This is a genomic window from Paenibacillus sp. FSL H8-0548 (genome assembly GCF_038630985.1).
Taxonomy (GTDB): Bacteria; Bacillota; Bacilli; order Paenibacillales; family Paenibacillaceae; genus Pristimantibacillus.
This window is the reverse complement of the sequence record NZ_CP152049.1, coordinates 4,082,305-4,100,340: the sequence shown is the minus strand read 5'-3', so window position 1 is coordinate 4,100,340 and position 18,036 is coordinate 4,082,305. Positions and strand designations below refer to the sequence as shown.

Below are 18,036 nucleotides of genomic sequence, written 5' to 3'. Positions count from 1 at the left end.
CTCCTTAATTCTATGGCGAAGGCGGGATGCGGTATGTTCCAGCATATGTTCTCATCAATGAATGACATGCTTAATCAAATTATTGAACAGTATGAAAGTGCAGGCACGATGGAAAGGCAGCAGTATAAAGAACAAATGCTTGAGCTTAAAAAAATGAGCGATACGTTTATTGAGCAGTGGCTTGAATTCGAGGAGAAGTACGCTGATTTCAATGAGGAGCATGGTGAGCCTGAATCAGCACATGAGGCTGCTTCAGTACCAGCACAGCAAAGTATGCCTCCTGCAGTTGAAGCAGTACCTTGCAATTTGTCAGACATGGAAATTACCGATGAGCTTGCAGCAACGATCTCAAAGGGACAAGGCTATTATAAGTTATTTATGTTCTCACATGCAGCGCAGCAATTTCAAGTAGTTATTATGCAGTCACCGGAATGTAATCTGGCTAGGTTGTTTTTGGGAATGACGAATATGCATTTGCAAAATTGGAGTGAGGCTCAGCGACATTTTCAATTGTTGATTTCATTAACGGACTTTCCCAAATGGCTGGCTATGGGCTATAATGCGCTAGGGTGCATTCAAGCGGTGCGAATGAATTTGGCACAAGCTGAGCAGCTATTTCGCAAAGCTCATGAGGTTTGTCCCAGCTTCAAGGACCCGCTGAATAACTTGAAATCATGTCAAGAAACACCTAAGCAATTATCATTATATTTCGGAAGCACGGAGCTGTGCTGTTTGTGAGAGGATCGGGGAATAAATGAAATTTGCAGTATTGGATTTAGAAACGACGGGACATAGCTCGGAGGATGACATTTTGCAGGTTGGGCTTGTCATTGTTTCCGATGAGCTGGAAATTATCGATACGTTTAATTCCTTTGTTCGGCCTAACATCCCGATACCGGCTTTCATTACACAATTAACGGGCATTGATGAAGCGGTCGTTGCGGATGCACCAACTCTTAAAGAAGTGATAAAGAAGTTAGTTCCGTTGTTAGAGGATACCGTGCTCGTTGCCCATAATGTCGGCTTTGATGCCGGCTTCTTGAACCAAGCACTAGGACGCTGTGGCAAACGTTCCTTTGCTGGTCGCAGGCTAGACACAATTGAACTGCTTCGCATTTTATATCCAACAATAAATACGTACCAGCTTGGAGCTGTTTCCGAGATTTTCGGTATACCGCATGATCAGCATCACCGTGCCGACAGCGATGCGAAGGCAACCGCATTATTGCTGATCGAATCGGTAAAAAAGCTTCGCAAAATGCCGCTGCTCACTTTGCAGCGGCTATCTGCGCTTGTAGATGACGGCAGTGACCTTAGCTGGTTTATTAAGCATACTCAGCAGCAAATGGAGTACAGCACGGTGTTCGAATCGAACGAATACGATTACTTTAATCAATTCGCCCTCAAGGTTCGGGAATGGAGCGATGAGCAGCCACCGCGCTCAGGCAGCAGCAACGCTTTGCCGCTGACGGATGTCTCCTTTGATAATTATTTGGCTGACGTAAGAGAGCGTTTCCTCCAGAAGTTTGAGAATTACGAGGAAAGAGAAGCACAAGTAGCCATGTTTCAAGAAGTTTATAGTGCTCTCAATCAAAATCAGCATCTGCTTATTGAAGCAGGTACAGGCACAGGGAAATCGCTCGGCTATTTGATCCCCGCGTTATATTACGGAATCCAGAACGGGAAAAAAGTCGTAGTCAGCACTCATACCATCAATTTGCAGGAGCAGCTTCGTCAGCGTGACCTGCCCTTGCTTGAAGAAATTTTGCCTTTTGAGTTCAAAGCGTCCATATTTAAAGGCAGAGGGAATTACTTATGTCTGCGTAAGTTTGAGGGGAAAATTAATACGAAGGATTTAGTGTCTCCGATTGAAGACACGGTTACGGCTGCGCAAATGGTCGTATGGCTAGGTGAAACGGAGACGGGAGATCAGGAGGAGCTGAACTTTGGCAACAAAGGGGCTGATTTTTGGTCGACGGTTGCGAGTGATACCGATTCTTGCCTAAACAGAGCCTGTCCATGGTTCAAGAGATGCTTCTACCACAGAGCGAAGCATGAATCGAATATCGCAGATGTTACGATTACGAATCATTCGATGCTGTTCACAGACATTCAAGCCGATCATCGATTACTTCCTGCATACACACATCTCATTATTGATGAAGCACATCATGTTGAAGAAGTTGCCGGTAAACATCTTGGCATGCAAATTAATTATTTTACGCTGACTCAAGCGGTTGTTCGGTTATTTAAAGATAACCGCTCAGGGCTGCTGCCAGCACTGCGTCAGAAGCTTATGTACGAGGATGATGCGCATCAAGCTTCATGGCTGGAAACCATTGATACCGTAATTCCTATTTTCCAAGAAATCAAGGAGCATTGGGATAAGCTCTTCGAGATGTTTTATAGCTTTACCTCTACCTCATCCGATGGCCCTACGGAAAACGGACAGTCTGTATGCCGCTTGAAGAAGAACGAGCTGCCAGCAAGCTGGGAAGATGGAGTAACAGTTGAAGGCAATCTTCATACCGAGCTTAATCGGGTAATCCGAACCGTGGATAAAATGGTAACCGACATTAAGGATCGTGTTGATGATACGAGCATTCAAGCGATTATTACCGATCTAAACGGTGCAACTCGTGATTTATCACGTCTTAAGGATGAGCTGCGCACGTTTATTAAGCTTGACCTCGCGGATTCTGTTTTTTGGATTGAAGCGAACAATGTGTATCGCTACCGTTCGGTGCAATTGTATGGTGTTCCTGTAGACGTTAGTGCTCAGCTACAAAAGTACTTTTTCGACGTCAAGGAAAGCATCGTTCTAACGTCTGCAACGCTAACCGTTCAAAAATCATTTCAATATGCAGCAGAGCAGCTTGGATTAGTAGGGTATGAAGAGCTGGGGAGATTAAAAACAGTGCAGCTGCCATCTCCCTTTAATTATAGAGAACAAGCGCTTGTCGTCATTCCAAGAAACTTCCCTATCTTAAAGGGAGCGGCTGTAGATGACAAGTATATGGAAATGCTCGTAAATTCTCTTGCAGACTCCGCTAAGGAAACGAAAGGCAGAATGCTTGTGCTGTTCACTTCCTATCGTATGCTCAAGCAGGTTTACGAACCGCTTAAAGAGAAGCTGAGCATGGCAGGCATTCAAGTTTTGGGTCAAGGTATCGACAGCGGAAATCGGACAAAGCTTACAAGACGTTTTAGACAAACGCCGGAATCGGTACTGCTTGGCACGAGCAGCTTCTGGGAGGGCGTAGATATTCCAGGAGAAGCGCTAATTTGTTTAGCTATTGTCAGGCTGCCATTCCAACCGCCGAATCATCCATTAGTAGAGGCGAAGGCAGAGATGCTTCAGCGGCAAAAGCAAAATCCTTTCATGAAGCTGTCCATCCCACAAGCTGTCATTCGCTTTAAGCAAGGCTTTGGGAGATTAGTGCGGACAACGCAGGATAAAGGCATCGTTATTATTTATGATACTAGAATTATTGATACTTTTTATGGAAAGCACTTCCTGTATTCTTTGCCTGGTCCCAAAATCGAAACGATGCATAGTGATCAAATGGTGCTGCGAATGCGGGAATGGCTTTCGGACGGAAATCATGCTGAACCGCTAAGCATAAAGGAAGCGTCCAGTGTAGAGGAGGATAAACGATGAAGCAGACGAAAATATCGGAGGCTGTTGTGAGAAGGCTGCCGATTTATCTTCAAGTATTAAACGAAATGCATAGTCGTGAAATTCAAACCATTTCTTCACAGGATCTAGGCGTTAAGCTTGATTTGAATCCCGCTCAAATTAGGAAGGACCTTGCCTATTTTGGCGAGTTTGGCCGTAAGGGCGTAGGATATGATGTCGTATATCTGATCGAGAAGATTCGTCAAATATTAAAGGTTGATCGGACAATCAAGGTTGCTTTGGTAGGGGCCGGCAACCTTGGTCACGCTTTGTGCAATTATAATAAATATTCGAAAGATAATATGCAAATTACGGCTGTATTCGACGATCATCCAGACAAGATCGGATCGAGTATTAATAATTTGACGGTTCAACCCATGAGTGCGTTAATCCAAACGGTTTCTGAGCAGAAAATTCGCATAGGCATTATTACTGTGCCCGCTCATGAGGCGCAAAGTGTTGCGAATCAGTTCGTAAATGCAGGTGTGGAAGGGATACTTAATTTTGCACCTGCTATTTTGCGCGTACCGGACGAAATCAGAATACAAAATGCCGATTTTACGAAGGAATTACTTAGCTTGGCATATTATTTAGTGAGAGAGGGAGAGCTGAACAATGAGTCAGATTTGGATTGAAAATGGATTTTTTGTAACGATGGATGACGCAAAGCCTTCATTTAAGGGACATATGGTTGTGACGAATGACCGTATCACATACATAGGAACGGATGCGCCGACAGAACTTTCAGAAGGGGTTCTGAAGATTGACGGAAGCAAGCTTGCTTTTATGCCTGGTCTTATTAATACACATGGACATGCGGCGATGAGTTTGCTGCGTGGCTATTCGGATGATCTAAACCTTCAAGTATGGCTGGAGCAGAAGATGTGGCCGATGGAAGGGAAATATGTTGATCAAGACACTCGTGCAGGAAGCGCTCTTGCGATTGTTGAAATGCTGCGTTCAGGGACTACGGCTTTTGTTGATATGTATGATCGGATGGACCAGGTTGCACAGATGGTTGAGCAAAGCGGAATTCGCGGCGTTCTAACTAGAGGTGTAATCGGTCTATGTTCTAAGGAAATTCAAGATGCCAAGCTTTCAGAGGCAATTGCATTCGCACGCGATTGGAACGGGAAGGCTGATGGCCGGATTACAACGATGATTTCGCCTCATGCTCCGTATACATGTCCGCCAGAGTACATCGAACGTTTCGTTCAAGCGGCACATGATTACAATTTACCGCTGCATACTCATATGTCTGAAACATTATTTGAAGTCGAGCAAAATGTTCGTGATTACGGTGTTCGTCCGGTTGAGCATTTGGATCGCCTAGGATTCTTCTCTCGTCCCAGCTTGGTTGCTCACGCTGTTCATTTAAATGATGAAGAAATTGAGATTCTTGCCGCTAAAAATGTTGCCGTATCTCATAATCCTGTAAGCAACCTTAAGCTTGCAAGCGGTGTAGCGCGTGTACCTGATTTACTTCGTGCTGGAGTTACCGTTTCCCTTGGTACAGACAGCGTTGCCAGCAACAATAATTTGGATTTATTTGAAGAAATTCGTTTTGCTGCGCTGCTGCATAAAGGTGTTTCCGGAGACCCTACAACTATTCCCGCTCTAGAAGCGTTAAAAATGGGTACCGTTTATGGGGCAAAATCGGTTTGGCAGCAGGACAATCTCGGAAGCTTGAAGGCAGGCATGAAGGCTGACTTTATAGCTATTGATATCGAGCAGCCGCATTTTTATCCTAAGACGGATATGATCTCCCATTTGGTTTATTCAGGCTCGGGCAGAGATGTTAAGCATGTGTGGGTGAATGGACAGCAGGTATTGAAAAATGGCGAGTGCACGTTACTTGACGAGGAGAAAATCCGCTATGAGGCTCAAGCGAGCTTCGAGCGCTTGCTGCAGAACTAATGCGCGCTACAGCTAGAAAACGCCGGTCGTTTATGACAATGCAGCGCTGGCTGTTTGCTGTCGTTGCGAGTCTAATACTAATCTTCACTGGTGTCTTTGTATACTTTAGAGATATTCAACAGCCACAATGGCTAGAGGCTAAGGAGGCAAAGCAGCAGGCCACTCAATTTGCTGACCTTGCCAGTGTCGAAAAGGTTTATCGTCATATTTGGAATAAAGAAAGCTGGATTGTTCAAGGCAGCAATCAGCAGGATGAAGAGATTTACGTATGGTTGTCTGAGGATCAGTCGCCAGTGTCGTCTCTAGCTGCTGAAGGTGTAACGAAGGAACAAATCAGCGATGAATTCAAAAAGAAGAAGCAGGATGCAGACATCATACGAATTCAACCGGGTTTGTTTGATGATGTGCGAGTCTGGGAAGTCTATTATAGAGATGGCGACAGCTCTATACATTATTACTATGACTTCTACAAATTCGATAATGGGGCTTTTATTGATTCGTATAAGTTACCTGCCAAGACGGAGCCGTGAGGCTCCGTTTCCTTATATTGATAGACGAATCCCGCCTATTTTCATGATATACTTTCGTATAGCGGAACTGATATACGGAATGCTCATATAAAATACTGCGGGAGGGATTTTGATTATGATGAAACCGCGAATGATACCAGTAATGATAACTGCAGCGATAACAGCTGTTGTTTTATTTGGCGGATGGGCAATTTATAATCAAGTAGCCGTTGCAGCGCCTTTAGAGCAAGTGATGAACGACATCCCTGGTGTAGTTGCATCAGAGAAACCGGTAATGAATCGGGAGCAAGTGAGCATTCAACTCGAATTGGCTGCAGATGCCGATCTTAAAGACGTTTATCAAAGCATTGCATCAAATGGAAAAGCTGTATTTGGTGATCGAAAGCTAGTTTTATCGTTTAAGAATGATAAAAGCAAGCAAATTGACGAGCTGTGGAATAACTCTTTATTTGAAGTTGCAGAAGCTATGGAGACCAGTACGTATTCCAATATTCCCGATGCTATGAACGAAGCAGCTAAATCACTAAAAGACGTTACGGTAACAACTGCACTTGATGAAACGAACGTTTATATAACGATAAAAGATACAGAAGCAGTAAAATATGTTGTACTCCCACGTAAATCTACTCAGTTGGAGGCGTGGTAATATGCGGAAATATAAACTTGAAATGGCGATAGGCTTCCTGCCTGTTTTTATCGGCTTTTTTATTTTTATTGGTCAAAATGTTGTTCCAATGCTGTTGCTGGGCTTATTGGGCTTCGCAGTTGTTTATGCCGCTCGAGGAAGAGGGAAGCTAACTGCACTCTCAAGCCAGCAGCGCCGTCCGGATGCTATGTCAGCACCGCTAACCTTCGAGCAGATTGGTGGACAGGAGAGAGCCAAGCAGGAGCTCGTAGAGGCACTCGATTTTTTGGTGCATCAAGAGCAAATTGCTAAGCTCGGCATTCGGCCATTAAAAGGTATTCTACTAGCTGGTCCTCCAGGAACGGGGAAAACGCTTTTAGCTAAGGCTGCTGCACAATATACGGATTCTATTTATTTGGCTGCCTCTGGCAGTGAGTTTGTGGAGATGTATGTAGGTGTAGGAGCTAGCCGTGTACGTGATTTGTTCAAGGAAGCACGCACGAAAGCGAAGAAAGAGAAAAAAAGCAGTGCGGTTATATTTATTGATGAAATTGAAGTCATTGGCGGCAAAAGGGACGGCGGCCAGCAGCGTGAGTACGATCAAACTCTAAATCAGCTGTTGACGGAGATGGACGGTATCTATGCGAATGAATCGCCTCGAATATTACTAATTGCAGCAACGAATCGCAAAGAGATGCTCGACAGCGCACTGCTCCGTCCAGGACGCTTTGATCGCCATATTGGAGTTGAGCTGCCGGACAAGAAGGGCAGACTGCATATCCTTAACATCCATGCAAGCAATAAGCCTATCGAGGATGGGGTAGATCTGGATAGAATAGCGACAGAATCGTTTGGCTTCTCAGGCGCGCAGCTTGAGAGCGTCATGAACGAAGCGGCGATCTATGCGCTGCGGGAAAGCAGAGAGAAAATTGCAGAGAACCATTTATCGATGGCAATAGATAAAGTAATGATGGGCGAGAAGACAGATCGAGAAGCGACGAAGGAAGAAAGAGAGCGAATAGCACTTCATGAGCTGGGCCATGCTATTATGGCTGAGCTGGTTCGACCGGGCAGCGTATCTCAAGTTGCGTTATCTCCACGCGGACAAGCGCTGGGATACGTTCGACATAATCCGCAGCAGGATCAATACCTATATACGAAAGCATTTTTGAATGGTCAAATTATGATCGCGCTTGGCGGTGCTGCTGCTGAGGAATTATTTTATGGCAATCGCAGTACCGGTTCTAGAGGCGACTTTGATCAAGCAATGAATATCGTAAGAACATTAGTCGAATCTGGTTTAACTGATCTTGGCATCATCGATGCTTCCATGATGACGAAGGAAGCTTGGGCTTCCATAAATCGCAGTATATTAGACGAGCTCATGCTGGAAACAAAAGCGATGCTTGAAGTGAAACGAGATGTGTTCACACAGTCATTAGCTACGCTGTTGAAAGAGGAAACGTTGAGCGGTACTGAATTTAGAGCGCTTCTTAGCAAGCACATTGCAGCTTGAAGCGGTTTCATTATTACAATTTGAAGGCGGAGCGTCTGTCCGCCTTCTATTTTTGATGAAAACCGTTATAATGATATTAACGATATTTGCAGTGAATACTTCCGAGTACGTTATAAGAAGTATTCCCAACACATTAAAGGAGCTAATACATTGCATATAAAAACGGTCGGCGTAATAGGAGTAGGAACGATGGGACAAGGCATTGCAGAAATGCTTGCTTCCAAAGGATTGGATGTCATCATCATCGAGCAATCGGACGAGCGCCTGGCTTACGGCAAACAAATGATTGAGCTTAGTCTGGATAAACAAATTGAGAAGTGGGCGCTCACGCAATCGGAGAAGAAGCTGATTATGAATAAAATAGTTCCAAGCTTAAGCTTTGATAAATTAGCAGACTGCGAGCTGGTTATCGAAACGATAACCGAGGATCTTGATCTGAAGAAAGCAGTTTTCGAGGAAATTGATAAAATTTGCGGAGCTAATGTCATTCTTGCAAGCAATACATCAGCCCTTAGCTTGACAGAGCTAGCCAGTGTCACGAAGTATCCGGATCGTGTGATCGGCATGCATTTTATTTATCCCGTATCGAAAATTGACTTGGTCGAAATCGTTCGTGGACTTAAAACTTCAGAAGAGACATTCATAAGAACCAAATATTTTGTGGAAGAAATTATTCATAAAAAAGGAGTCATGGTGTTTGAATCTCCCGGATTCGTTACCTCCCGGCTCATTTGTTTGTTCATAAATGAAGCGCTGCATGTACTCGAGGAGGGCGTCGCATCTGCCGAGGATATCGACAGTGCTATGCGTATCGGCTATTCCTTCCAGCATGGACCGTTTGAAATGTGTGATCGTTTCGGACTCGATTCTGTTCTTGCAGCTCTTGAACGAATGTTCCGCGAATATGGAGAATTAAAATATCGTCCGTCAATCGTACTGAAAAAAATGGTGCGTGCTGGACATCTAGGTGCAAAATCAGGTGTTGGTTTCTTCAAATACGATAAGGATGGGGATCGGATCTAATGAAAGTACTAGTTATCAATGCAGGAAGCTCCTCATTAAAATATCAGCTATACGACATGCGCAATGAATTGGTGCTTGCGAGCGGCCGAGTGGAGCGGATCGGAATGGATTCTTCGATCGTCACTCATGAGCCGGTAGATAAGCCGGAGGTACGCAATGTTAGTGAAATACTAGATCATGTAACAGCCGTGAAACGCGTGATTGATATGCTCACACATCCCGAATTTGGCGCGCTCAGCCATCTAAATGAAATTGATGCAGTAGGACATCGTGTAGTGCACGGCGGTGAAGTGTTTAGCAGCTCCGTGCTTGTTACGCAGGAGGTTAAGCTGGAAATACGCAGATTATTCGATCTTGCTCCACTTCATAATCCTGCTCATATGATGGGGATTTCAGCAGTGGAAACGAATTTGCCGAATGTTCCTCAGGTTGTCGTATTCGATACAGCTTTCCATCAGTCGATGCCAAACACATCTTATTTGTATCCGATACCGACGGTTCTCTACCGTCGACATAAAATTCGTAGATATGGTTTCCACGGAACGTCACATGCTTATGTAAGCACACATGCTGCTGAATATTTGAACAAGCCGCTGGAATCATTGAAAATGATCACTTGCCATATCGGAAACGGTGCAAGCTTGGCTGCAATAATGGATGGAAAATCATTTGATACAAGCATGGGGATGACCCCGCTTGAAGGACTTATGATGGGGACCAGAAGCGGCGATATTGATCCAGCTATCGTACCTTTTGTCATGAATAAAGAAGAATTGACTTTGAATGAGGTTAATTCTATGCTTAACAAGCATAGCGGTATGCTTGCGATTTCAGGAATCAGCAGCGACATGCGTGAGGTAACTGAAGCGATGCTTGAAGGCGACAAAAACGCCAAGCTAGCTTTTGATATGTATGCCTATCGAGTGAAAAAATATATCGGTGCGTATGCAGCGGCGATGAATGGCGTAGATACGATCGTATTTACTGCAGGAGTAGGTGAGAACTCGGTTGCACTGCGCAAGGCAATTTGCGACGGAATTTCATTCCTAGGCATAGAGCTGGATGAACAGCGCAATTCGGAACGACGCAAGGACGCGCGAGAAATTACTACGGATGCCTCACGTGTTAAGGTACTTGTTGTGCCAACGAATGAGGAGCTCTTAATCGCACGTGACACGTATACGATAGTTAAAAGTTTAGAATCTAACCAGTCATAATGTAGTTATGTCCAATAGGAGGCAGCTTTCATTGAACAACGAGATATGGAAGGCGTATTCGCATGGGATGGCCGCTGCTTTGCAGGAGGGCGGTGTTTATGTATCAGCTATGCTGCTGCGCACGTACCGTCAACTCGGTTTATCAGATACAGAAGCTATCCTGCTGCTGCAAATTATGGTATATACAGAAGCGGATATGAACGATTTTCCAACACCTGAGGAGCTTGCTGAACGAACGGGCCAGACGATTCGCGAGGTAGGCCAATTGTTGGGACGATTGATGAAGGAAGATTTTTTAGCGATTGATGAATATGTGGACAGCTCTACAGGTATGCAATCAGAGCGTTACAATTGGACGGGTTGGTTGCTTAAGGCCGCAGCGTTAACGTCAGAGCAGAAGCGGGAGATGAAAAAGGCAGAGCGCCAGCCTTTGAAGCCGCAAGCCGTTCCCGTATCCGACTTATTTAGTGTCTTTGAGCAGGAGTTTGGAAGACTGCTGTCTCCGATTGAGTGCGAGACGATTTCCGGGTGGCTTGATCACGATCACTATACAGATGAAATTATCCGATTTGCTTTAAAAGAAGCAGTCTTTGCCGGTAAGCTAAGCCTGCGCTATATTGATCGAATACTAATTGAATGGAGCCGCAACCGAGTAACGAATGCAGACGAGGCTCGCGCCCATTCACAAAAATTTCGTGGAGGAAGAGGCTAAGCCATATGGCTTAGTTTTTTTATGTTATTTAGGAAACTACGGATACTCCGAACCTGTCGATAACAATGCTGCTCCAGAAGCCGGAGAGGGGATAACGAAAGCTAACGGAAACCAGAGACGCTAAAGTGCCATTTATGGTTAGCGTCACTGGTTTCCGTTAGAAGTGTGAGCGGACGCGTCTGCGATTTCCAATCACCTGTAAGGGTGATTTTGTTCTGTTTTTTTTACTTTAACTGATCACCTCAAACCTACGATAGGCAAGTCGAGGGAACATTTATTCTCAAATCAGTAAAATATGCTAATATATAGGTGTTCGTATTACGTAAGATTGTTGTAAGGAGGAGGAGAATAATGAGAAGGAGGTCAATGTTGAAAAGGATGCCATTTGAACGTCCCACCGAGCATTATGATGAACGAATTATTACTATTGATGAGCAAATTTGTGCACTTTTGAAACAACGGAAAGAACAATCAGAAAATAATCCAGGATTCCCACCTATGGAGTATGTTTCTAAATGGGCTGCAACTTATGAGCTCTATGAGGACTTTCTAAAAGCCATTTTTGGAACGTTTGGAAGTGAGGAGCATTTTAGACCAGTGGTCGAACCAATCGAATTTAGAAAACACATTCCGGTACTAAAATCAGTAGAAAATAAAGAGTGCTTTTATACAATAAACTCAATACGACAGTACAGTAATGCTAGTGTAGTCACATTTAATATCGATTGGGATGTAACCACGGATTTGCCTTCAAGTTCTCCTAAACAGAGCTATTTTGAATTGCATATTGGTGAGCCATACTTTTGTCGAATGAATAATGGCGGGAGCACATCGGGGCATGCTTCTTTTAATTACATTATAACTCCGCCCTTGCCTGATGATATAGCAGGAATTGAGCTCGTGTTCGAGGAATATAGCAAACCATTTAAGAACGATGAGACAGGGACTAAAATAACATTTATGGTGGAATGATCTCGACGAAAATGTTTGCGTGTGCGTAGGTTTATGTATTCAACACGGCTGATATGCATCAATGATTTAAAGGGAATAATTAAGCTAACGGATACAGTGTTGAGAAGCTAGAATTGAGACGAAATACGAGCAAGCAAGTTAATTGAATTAGGAGATTTCATATATGAACATTTCGATAAGAATAGAAATAGTTGATGATTACGAAATTACAGACAAAGTCGTGAAGAGTGCATTTGCAAATATGGAGTTTAGCGATAAAAAAGAACATATTTTAGTGTCTCGAATTAGAAAATCAGATGAATTCATTCCCGAGTTATCTTTAGTAGCAATTGATGAAGATAATCAAGAAATCGTTGGACATATTCTTTTATCAAAAATAAATATAAATAATGACCATCAAAGTGCGGAATCACTTGCACTTGCTCCTGTGTCTGTCTTGCCAAATTACCAAAATAAAGGCATAGGAAAGCTGATGATTTATGATGCATTACAAAAAGCGAAAAAGCTTGGATATACCTCTGTTGTAGTACTGGGACATCCAGAGTATTATCCGAAATTTGGTTTCAAAAAAGCATCTATATGGGGCATAAAAGCGCCTTTCGAGGTTCCAGATGAAGTTTTTATGGCTATTGAGTTGAGTGAAAATTCACTTGTCCGTGTTTCAGGCCTTGTTGAGTATTCAAGTGTATTCTTTGAATAAGCTGCTGGTGCTGTCAATTTGAAAAAAAATTTAGAAGGTGAACAATGAGCAACTCTCAAAATACGAAAAAAACTAGCTTTACTATAGAGTGCAAAGATATCATTTTGCGGGAATACAGTTTAAAGGATCTGGATGAATTCCACGCTCTTACTTGGCAGCCGGAAATATATGAATTTTTGCCTGGATGGAATGTGCCTAAGGAACAACGATTAGATTGGTTAATTAATTACGAAATAAAGGAAAATGAACAGTTTTTAACTGCAGTAACGGAAGGTGGGGACATCGGTGAGCTCCGTCTTCGAATGGGAATAATATTGAAGGAATCGGGTGAATTTATTGGTTGGTGCTGTACGGGAATCAAGGACGAATTATCGCCGCCAAACAGGGAGATCATGTATGCAATATCGAAGGATTATAGAGGTAAAGGCTATACCACCCAGGCTGCACAAGGAATGATCAAATATTTGTTTGAAAATACCAATGTCGATGAACTTAATGCAATAGCTATTATAGGGAACGTGGCTTCAAACAAGGTAATACAAAAATGCGGGTTTGAATTTATAGATAATATTGAAATTGAAAACGAGAAATATAGGTATTACAAGCTTAGAAGGGAAATATGCCAAGTACGTGATGCATAAGGAAACGAAGGGAGTCAGCACGCAATGAAAACCATTCAAAAAATGTATGAGCATTTAAATTGGGCTAATCAACGTATTCTAGCAACTTTACAAAATGTAGAGGCAGACAACGAGCAGGTGGTGCGTTTATTTTTACATATCCTTAATGCTGAACAAGTATGGATAACTAGATTACGAAGAATGGATAGCTCACAATTACCTATTTGGTCGGATGGCGATCTAGCAATTTGTGCAAATCTAATTGAACAAACTGAAGCCGACTTCAAAACATTTTTTTCTGAGATAGAAGAAGCAGACTTAGATCATTTAATTTCATACAAAAATAGTAAAAATAAAGAGTTTAACAATTCGATGCGCGAAATTCTAACCCATGTAGCACTTCACGGTCAGTATCATCGAGGACAAATTAATATGCGTCTTCGAGCAGGCGGTTTTGAACCGATTAATACTGACTTTATAACATTTTTAAGATAGAGAAGTTGAACTAAAGTTTTAGAAACCTATGGTAAGGAAATAACGACCTGCATGTCGAATTAGAAAGCAAATAACTCGAACAGGCAGGGATGAACGTTATCAAGCGTTACATTCATATCTTAGGGAAATACAGTCAAGGACACTGCCGATTTCTCTGGTCCAACTGATATAGTTGGGTTAGTTCGTTTAGGAAATAGCGCTATCGGACGAGGGAGGCTACGCTGCAGTTTGTACAACGTAATCGACGTTATTTGCCTGACTCGATACGTACACTGTAGTTTGTGCAATAGAATGCCTATTCTAGGGCGGTATTCGTTGGTTTGGAGCTCATTCTACTGCAATATTACAATGTAGCCATCTGAAACAGCTCTCATGTGAGGTTTCTATTGTACAAAGTGCAGTCTAGACTGCTTCTCCTAAAACGATATCATTTGAACTAAGGTGAAAGGCTGTCGCTGTCCTTTGGCGGCGCCAGTGCGTTCATTCCGGAGAAATAGAGAGAAATTATGGCGAAATGCTATACGTTCCTATATTTCAAAAAAAGGTGAGCGTACAGCATCTGCTGTACGCTCACCTTTTCTCGTATTACACTCTATTAACGACTGCCGCGCTGCAACAGCTCCAACCGATATACATATTCGAAAATAAATTCGAATGCTTCTAAATGCCGCTTTGCCTCGAACGCGTTAGCTCCCCAAGCATAGATGCCGTGCTTACGCAGTAAAATGCCAGGAATTTTTTTGTCGATACGTTCAGTCACCTCTGGAACAATAGAAGGGATGTGTGCAAAATTGGAAACGATCGGAATTTCGATTTGTGCTTCCTCATCCCAAATATTAAAGCCTTTAATTAGCTCAACGCCATCTACTGGAACGGATTTGCGATCCCAGAAATACTCGGAAATAACACTATTATAGACAGAGTGAATATGGAAAATAGCGCCCGCGCCTGTTAGCTTATAAATTTCGCAGTGGATCAACGTTTCAGCTGATGGCTTCAGGCGTGTCGTTTCGCATGGCTTGCCATCTTGATCGACAAATAAATAATCCTCAGGGGTATGGACGGTTTTATCCTTTCCGCTGGCGGTAACCGCAAATTGAAAGTCATCAGGTTGGAATTCACCAACACGAATGGATAGATTGCCGCTAGTACCAGGGAACCAGCCGCGATTTGCGAATAGCTCCTTTACCTCGCGAAGCTCAGAGAGAGCCCGCTGTTTATCTTCTAAGGCAATTTGTTGAAAGCTCATTGTGCAATCTTCCTTTCGTTAGTCATACTATTTATAATTTCATGGAAAGTTTCAAATTCATGATGTACAAGACCAAGCTCCTTGCATTTCACAGTTAAGTGGGAGCGGGAATAGATCACATCTGCAAGCTTGGCACCTTCAAAATCAGTTACACTGTCACCTATAATAATGCGCTCATATTGCTCTGCAGGAAAGCGGCGCATAATTGTCGTTTTGCACATGCCGCACTTGTTGCTGCAATGCTCGTCACACGGATTTGGCCACAATATTTCGATACGTTCCCCGCTAAAATCACTGCTGTTGCAGTAAATATGGTCTTTTGGAATAGAAAATGACTCGAGTATCGGGTAGACGAAAAAGTCGATTCCACCGCTAGTGACGTAAAAATCAATTTCCTGCTCACGGCAATAAGCAAGGAATTCAGCAAAGCCTTCACGAATTCGCGCATTGGAAATGCTAAATTCAATAACTTCTTGCTGCATCGACGCTGGGAGCAAGCGGAACAATTGTCCGACACCATCCATGATGGTCAATTCCTGCGCAATGGTTTGCTCGGCAATTTTCTCCCAGCCCTCGGGATTAAAATGCTTGATAATTGCAATAATGTTGTCATTTACCGTAATGGTCCCATCAAAATCACAAAACACGATGCGTTTCTTAGCTGCTTTGTTGTCCGTCATTATTCTTTGATCCCCCAAGCTTGTATTGCGGCCTGCAATGCTTCGTTGCCTGCTTGCTCAGCGGCATTGCGAAGGGGAACTCCATTTAGGGTTGCTGAAATCGCTTGGCGGAAAGCTTGTCCGCCTGCTGCTGTCCCCATCGGATGACCGTGAATGCCGCCGCCAGCATTAACAACTACATCCGTGCCGAAATCTTTTAGAATTAACGGTACAAGACCAGGATGAATGCCAGCGGATGGTATTGGGAAGCTGGCGCGAAGGCCATGCAGCGGCTCAAGCAGGGCATCCTTAACTGCAAGATTCTCTTCCTTAGGCATGACAACAGAGCCATACGGTGATGGGAACAGGACAAGATCAGCACCTGCAAGACGCATAAGCTTGCCAAGCAGCAGCGAAGCGCTAATACCATAATGCGGCGAAGGATACATGGCACCAGCCATCGCTGGATGTGCAGCAATAGGCACTGTAATGGACGTATCACTGCTTAACTCATGGAGCACATCATAGCCGTAGGAGAGAACATTAAATAGGAGCGCATTAGCACCAGCATTAATGGCTTTTCGTGCATTTGCAGCTAGCTGTGAGGTAGGTCCTGTCAGGTTGACAGCGTACAACAGCTTTTGGCCGGTTTCTGCTTCTGCACGGCTTGCTGCCGACATGCAGGCTTCCACACGCTTCTCAAGCGGCGTCAGTGGATTTTCAAACAAAATTTCGTCGTCCTTAATGAGATCGACACCGCCAAGCGCTTGCTTGTAAAATTGATCCTGCAGGTTAGCTAGATCATAGCCAACTACAGATTTGAAAATGCTCATAAGTAAGGGACGGTCATGCACGCCAAGCAAGTTGCGAACGCCTTGAAGCCCAAATTTTGGACCTGGGAAGGCAGAGGCAAATGTCTCGGAAACATCCAAGTCCAGAAGCTTGATTTTTCCATCCATCGAAAGCTTGCCAAACACAGTAACGAGCAGGGCAGGCAGGTCGCGGCTGAAGTTTATGTCGGGATAAGCAATTTGAATATCAGCATAACGCTCGCCAGGTGCAGCATTTGCCGGTTCATGTACGTTGACCGAAAGCACCTTGCCAAGATGTTTTTCCATATGAGCCTTCTGTGCTTCAGGAAGCTCCGTCCAGCTGCCGACCGTTAAGCCAACAGCGATCGAAAGAGCTTTTTTGTTAAAATCGGCTTTATCGTCATGAGAACGATAAGTGGCAATACATACTCCGTTCATTCTGTGATGCTCCTCTCAATAGCTGCACCGAGCTCGCCCGCTCGTTCCGCAGAGCGATGCACAGCTTTATTAATCGTTTCTGATAAGCGGTTCTCTTCCATAAGCTCAATAGCTGCTTGAGTTGTACCGCCCGGTGAAGTTACTTTGCGGCGAAGCTCGGCCGGCTCCTCGCCCGTATTGCGAACCATCTCTGCTGCACCAAGGACAGTCTGAACGACCAATTCTTTGGCTGCTTCACTGGTCAGTCCAAGCTCAACCGCAGACGCAATCATCGATTCCATAAAATAATAGACGTAAGCTGGGCCGCTGCCCGAAACGCCAGTTATCGCTTGCTGAAGCGATTCTTCAACAATAGCATTTATGCCGACAGAGCTGAAAATTACTTCCGTTAATGCTTTCTGCTGCGATGTTATCGATTCAGAATAGCTGATTCCAGTCGCACCGAGTCCAATAGAGCTTGAAGTATTAGGCATTGCACGTACGACAGCAGAAGGCGTTCCGAGCAGCTGCTCGATCGCACGAATGGACAAGCCAGCGATAACGGAAATAAAGAGCTGGTTCGGAGAAACGAATGGTTTTATGGCAGTGATCGCTTCGGCAGCATCCTTTGGTTTCATCATTAGAAAAATGATATCTGCATTGCGTAGAAAGGCTTCATTAGAAGAGCCCTGAACGATGGTTTGAATGCCATAACGATCGTTAAGCTCTGTGAGTCGGTCCGTATTTTGACGATTTAACATCGAAATATGGCTTGGTTCAACAAGCTTTTCATGGGTGAGCCCTTTAACGATTGCTTCAGCCATCGAACCGGCACCGTAGAAGCAAAGCTGTTGGCTGGCAATACCGGCTTTTGTTAATAAAGTCATTTTAGC

The 18,036-nt window shown here is 43.9% G+C and carries 18 protein-coding genes; 14 read left to right on the top strand and 4 right to left on the bottom strand.

Features of this window, described 5'->3' with window-relative positions; translation table 11 throughout:
• Positions 1–33 precede the first annotated feature (33 nt).
• From MHI37_RS17490 to MHI37_RS17425, 14 genes are all read left to right on the top strand, one after another.
• Positions 34–738, top strand: a complete 705-nt coding sequence (locus tag MHI37_RS17490) for a hypothetical protein (RefSeq protein ID WP_076336960.1) — start codon at positions 34–36, stop codon at positions 736–738.
• A 16-nt stretch (positions 739–754) separates the two neighbouring features.
• A complete protein-coding gene (gene dinG, locus MHI37_RS17485) occupies positions 755–3,661 on the top strand; it encodes an ATP-dependent DNA helicase DinG (RefSeq protein ID WP_076336959.1) in 2,907 nt (968 codons plus the stop codon).
• Positions 3,658–4,314, top strand: coding sequence for a redox-sensing transcriptional repressor Rex (locus MHI37_RS17480; protein WP_076336958.1), 657 nt, complete (start codon positions 3,658–3,660; stop codon positions 4,312–4,314). The genes dinG and MHI37_RS17480 overlap by 4 nt, the downstream gene beginning before the upstream one ends.
• Entirely contained in the window at positions 4,295–5,596 is a 1,302-nt protein-coding gene (locus MHI37_RS17475) for an amidohydrolase (protein WP_076336957.1), read from the top strand. The genes MHI37_RS17480 and MHI37_RS17475 overlap by 20 nt, the downstream gene beginning before the upstream one ends.
• A gap of 32 nt (positions 5,597–5,628) precedes the next feature.
• The gene (locus MHI37_RS17470; RefSeq protein WP_144023682.1) at positions 5,629–6,126 is read left to right on the top strand and encodes a DUF5590 domain-containing protein; all 498 of its coding nucleotides are present in this window, start codon (positions 5,629–5,631) and stop codon (positions 6,124–6,126) included.
• Between the two features lie 115 nt (positions 6,127–6,241).
• Positions 6,242–6,772, top strand: a complete 531-nt coding sequence (locus tag MHI37_RS17465) for a hypothetical protein (RefSeq protein WP_076336955.1) — start codon at positions 6,242–6,244, stop codon at positions 6,770–6,772.
• A 1-nt stretch (position 6,773) separates the two neighbouring features.
• Complete coding sequence (locus tag MHI37_RS17460; protein ID WP_076336954.1) at positions 6,774–8,267, top strand: AAA family ATPase; 1,494 nt, start codon at positions 6,774–6,776, stop codon at positions 8,265–8,267.
• A 48-nt stretch (positions 8,268–8,315) separates the two neighbouring features.
• Complete coding sequence (locus MHI37_RS17455; RefSeq protein ID WP_306010671.1) at positions 8,316–9,290, top strand: 3-hydroxyacyl-CoA dehydrogenase NAD-binding domain-containing protein; 975 nt, start codon at positions 8,316–8,318, stop codon at positions 9,288–9,290.
• Positions 9,290–10,507: an acetate kinase gene (locus tag MHI37_RS17450; RefSeq protein WP_076336952.1), complete on the top strand. Its 1,218-nt coding sequence runs from the start codon at positions 9,290–9,292 to the stop codon at positions 10,505–10,507. The genes MHI37_RS17455 and MHI37_RS17450 overlap by 1 nt, the downstream gene beginning before the upstream one ends.
• A 31-nt stretch (positions 10,508–10,538) precedes the next feature.
• Positions 10,539–11,219, top strand: a complete 681-nt coding sequence (locus MHI37_RS17445; protein ID WP_076336951.1) for a DnaD domain protein — start codon at positions 10,539–10,541, stop codon at positions 11,217–11,219.
• A gap of 366 nt (positions 11,220–11,585) precedes the next feature.
• Positions 11,586–12,191 (top strand): hypothetical protein, encoded by a 606-nt coding sequence (locus MHI37_RS17440; protein ID WP_256710522.1) that lies wholly within the window; start codon positions 11,586–11,588, stop codon positions 12,189–12,191.
• A 163-nt stretch (positions 12,192–12,354) separates the two neighbouring features.
• Complete coding sequence (locus MHI37_RS17435) at positions 12,355–12,891, top strand: N-acetyltransferase (RefSeq protein ID WP_076336950.1); 537 nt, start codon at positions 12,355–12,357, stop codon at positions 12,889–12,891.
• Positions 12,892–12,935: 44 nt separating this feature from the next.
• Positions 12,936–13,532: a GNAT family N-acetyltransferase gene (locus MHI37_RS17430; RefSeq protein ID WP_076336949.1), complete on the top strand. Its 597-nt coding sequence runs from the start codon at positions 12,936–12,938 to the stop codon at positions 13,530–13,532.
• A gap of 24 nt (positions 13,533–13,556) precedes the next feature.
• Positions 13,557–14,006, top strand: coding sequence for a DinB family protein (locus MHI37_RS17425; RefSeq protein ID WP_076336948.1), 450 nt, complete (start codon positions 13,557–13,559; stop codon positions 14,004–14,006).
• A 595-nt stretch (positions 14,007–14,601) separates the two neighbouring features.
• On the opposite strand, the gene mtnB is transcribed toward MHI37_RS17425, so the two are convergent.
• The 4 genes from mtnB to proC are packed head-to-tail and all read right to left on the bottom strand — an operon-like array spanning position 14,602 to position 18,030.
• Positions 14,602–15,255: a methylthioribulose 1-phosphate dehydratase gene (gene mtnB / locus MHI37_RS17420; protein ID WP_076336947.1), complete on the bottom strand. Its 654-nt coding sequence runs from the start codon at positions 15,253–15,255 to the stop codon at positions 14,602–14,604.
• On the bottom strand, positions 15,252–15,935 hold the full coding sequence (locus MHI37_RS17415) for a 2-hydroxy-3-keto-5-methylthiopentenyl-1-phosphate phosphatase (RefSeq protein ID WP_076336946.1): 684 nt from the start codon (positions 15,933–15,935) through the stop codon (positions 15,252–15,254). Before MHI37_RS17415 ends, mtnB begins: the two co-directional genes overlap by 4 nt.
• Positions 15,935–17,164 carry a 2,3-diketo-5-methylthiopentyl-1-phosphate enolase gene (locus MHI37_RS17410; protein ID WP_076336945.1) on the bottom strand — a complete coding sequence of 410 codons (1,230 nt, stop codon included), beginning with the start codon at positions 17,162–17,164 and terminating at the stop codon, positions 15,935–15,937. Before MHI37_RS17410 ends, MHI37_RS17415 begins: the two co-directional genes overlap by 1 nt.
• Positions 17,161–18,030, bottom strand: coding sequence for a pyrroline-5-carboxylate reductase (proC, locus tag MHI37_RS17405; RefSeq protein WP_076336944.1), 870 nt, complete (start codon positions 18,028–18,030; stop codon positions 17,161–17,163). Before proC ends, MHI37_RS17410 begins: the two co-directional genes overlap by 4 nt.
• Positions 18,031–18,036: the final 6 nt, after the last annotated feature.

Excerpts from the sequence above, each read along its gene's own strand:
- dinG (WP_076336959.1), top strand. The coding sequence starts at position 755 with ATGAAATTTGCAGTATTGGATTTAGAAACGACGGGACATAGCTCGGAG.
- MHI37_RS17430 (WP_076336949.1), top strand. The coding sequence starts at position 12,936 with ATGAGCAACTCTCAAAATACGAAAAAAACTAGCTTTACTATAGAGTGC.
- MHI37_RS17460 (WP_076336954.1), top strand. The coding sequence starts at position 6,774 with ATGCGGAAATATAAACTTGAAATGGCGATAGGCTTCCTGCCTGTTTTT.
- MHI37_RS17465 (WP_076336955.1), top strand. The coding sequence starts at position 6,242 with ATGATGAAACCGCGAATGATACCAGTAATGATAACTGCAGCGATAACA.
- MHI37_RS17435 (WP_076336950.1), top strand. The coding sequence starts at position 12,355 with ATGAACATTTCGATAAGAATAGAAATAGTTGATGATTACGAAATTACA.
- MHI37_RS17480 (WP_076336958.1), top strand. The coding sequence starts at position 3,658 with ATGAAGCAGACGAAAATATCGGAGGCTGTTGTGAGAAGGCTGCCGATT.
- MHI37_RS17470 (WP_144023682.1), top strand. The coding sequence starts at position 5,629 with ATGACAATGCAGCGCTGGCTGTTTGCTGTCGTTGCGAGTCTAATACTA.
- MHI37_RS17415 (WP_076336946.1), bottom strand. The coding sequence starts at position 15,935 with ATGACGGACAACAAAGCAGCTAAGAAACGCATCGTGTTTTGTGATTTT.
- MHI37_RS17475 (WP_076336957.1), top strand. The coding sequence starts at position 4,295 with ATGAGTCAGATTTGGATTGAAAATGGATTTTTTGTAACGATGGATGAC.
- MHI37_RS17425 (WP_076336948.1), top strand. The coding sequence starts at position 13,557 with ATGAAAACCATTCAAAAAATGTATGAGCATTTAAATTGGGCTAATCAA.
- proC (WP_076336944.1), bottom strand. The coding sequence starts at position 18,030 with ATGACTTTATTAACAAAAGCCGGTATTGCCAGCCAACAGCTTTGCTTC.
- MHI37_RS17450 (WP_076336952.1), top strand. The coding sequence starts at position 9,290 with ATGAAAGTACTAGTTATCAATGCAGGAAGCTCCTCATTAAAATATCAG.
- mtnB (WP_076336947.1), bottom strand. The coding sequence starts at position 15,255 with ATGAGCTTTCAACAAATTGCCTTAGAAGATAAACAGCGGGCTCTCTCT.
- MHI37_RS17440 (WP_256710522.1), top strand. The coding sequence starts at position 11,586 with ATGTTGAAAAGGATGCCATTTGAACGTCCCACCGAGCATTATGATGAA.
- MHI37_RS17490 (WP_076336960.1), top strand. The coding sequence starts at position 34 with ATGTTCCAGCATATGTTCTCATCAATGAATGACATGCTTAATCAAATT.
- MHI37_RS17410 (WP_076336945.1), bottom strand. The coding sequence starts at position 17,164 with ATGAACGGAGTATGTATTGCCACTTATCGTTCTCATGACGATAAAGCC.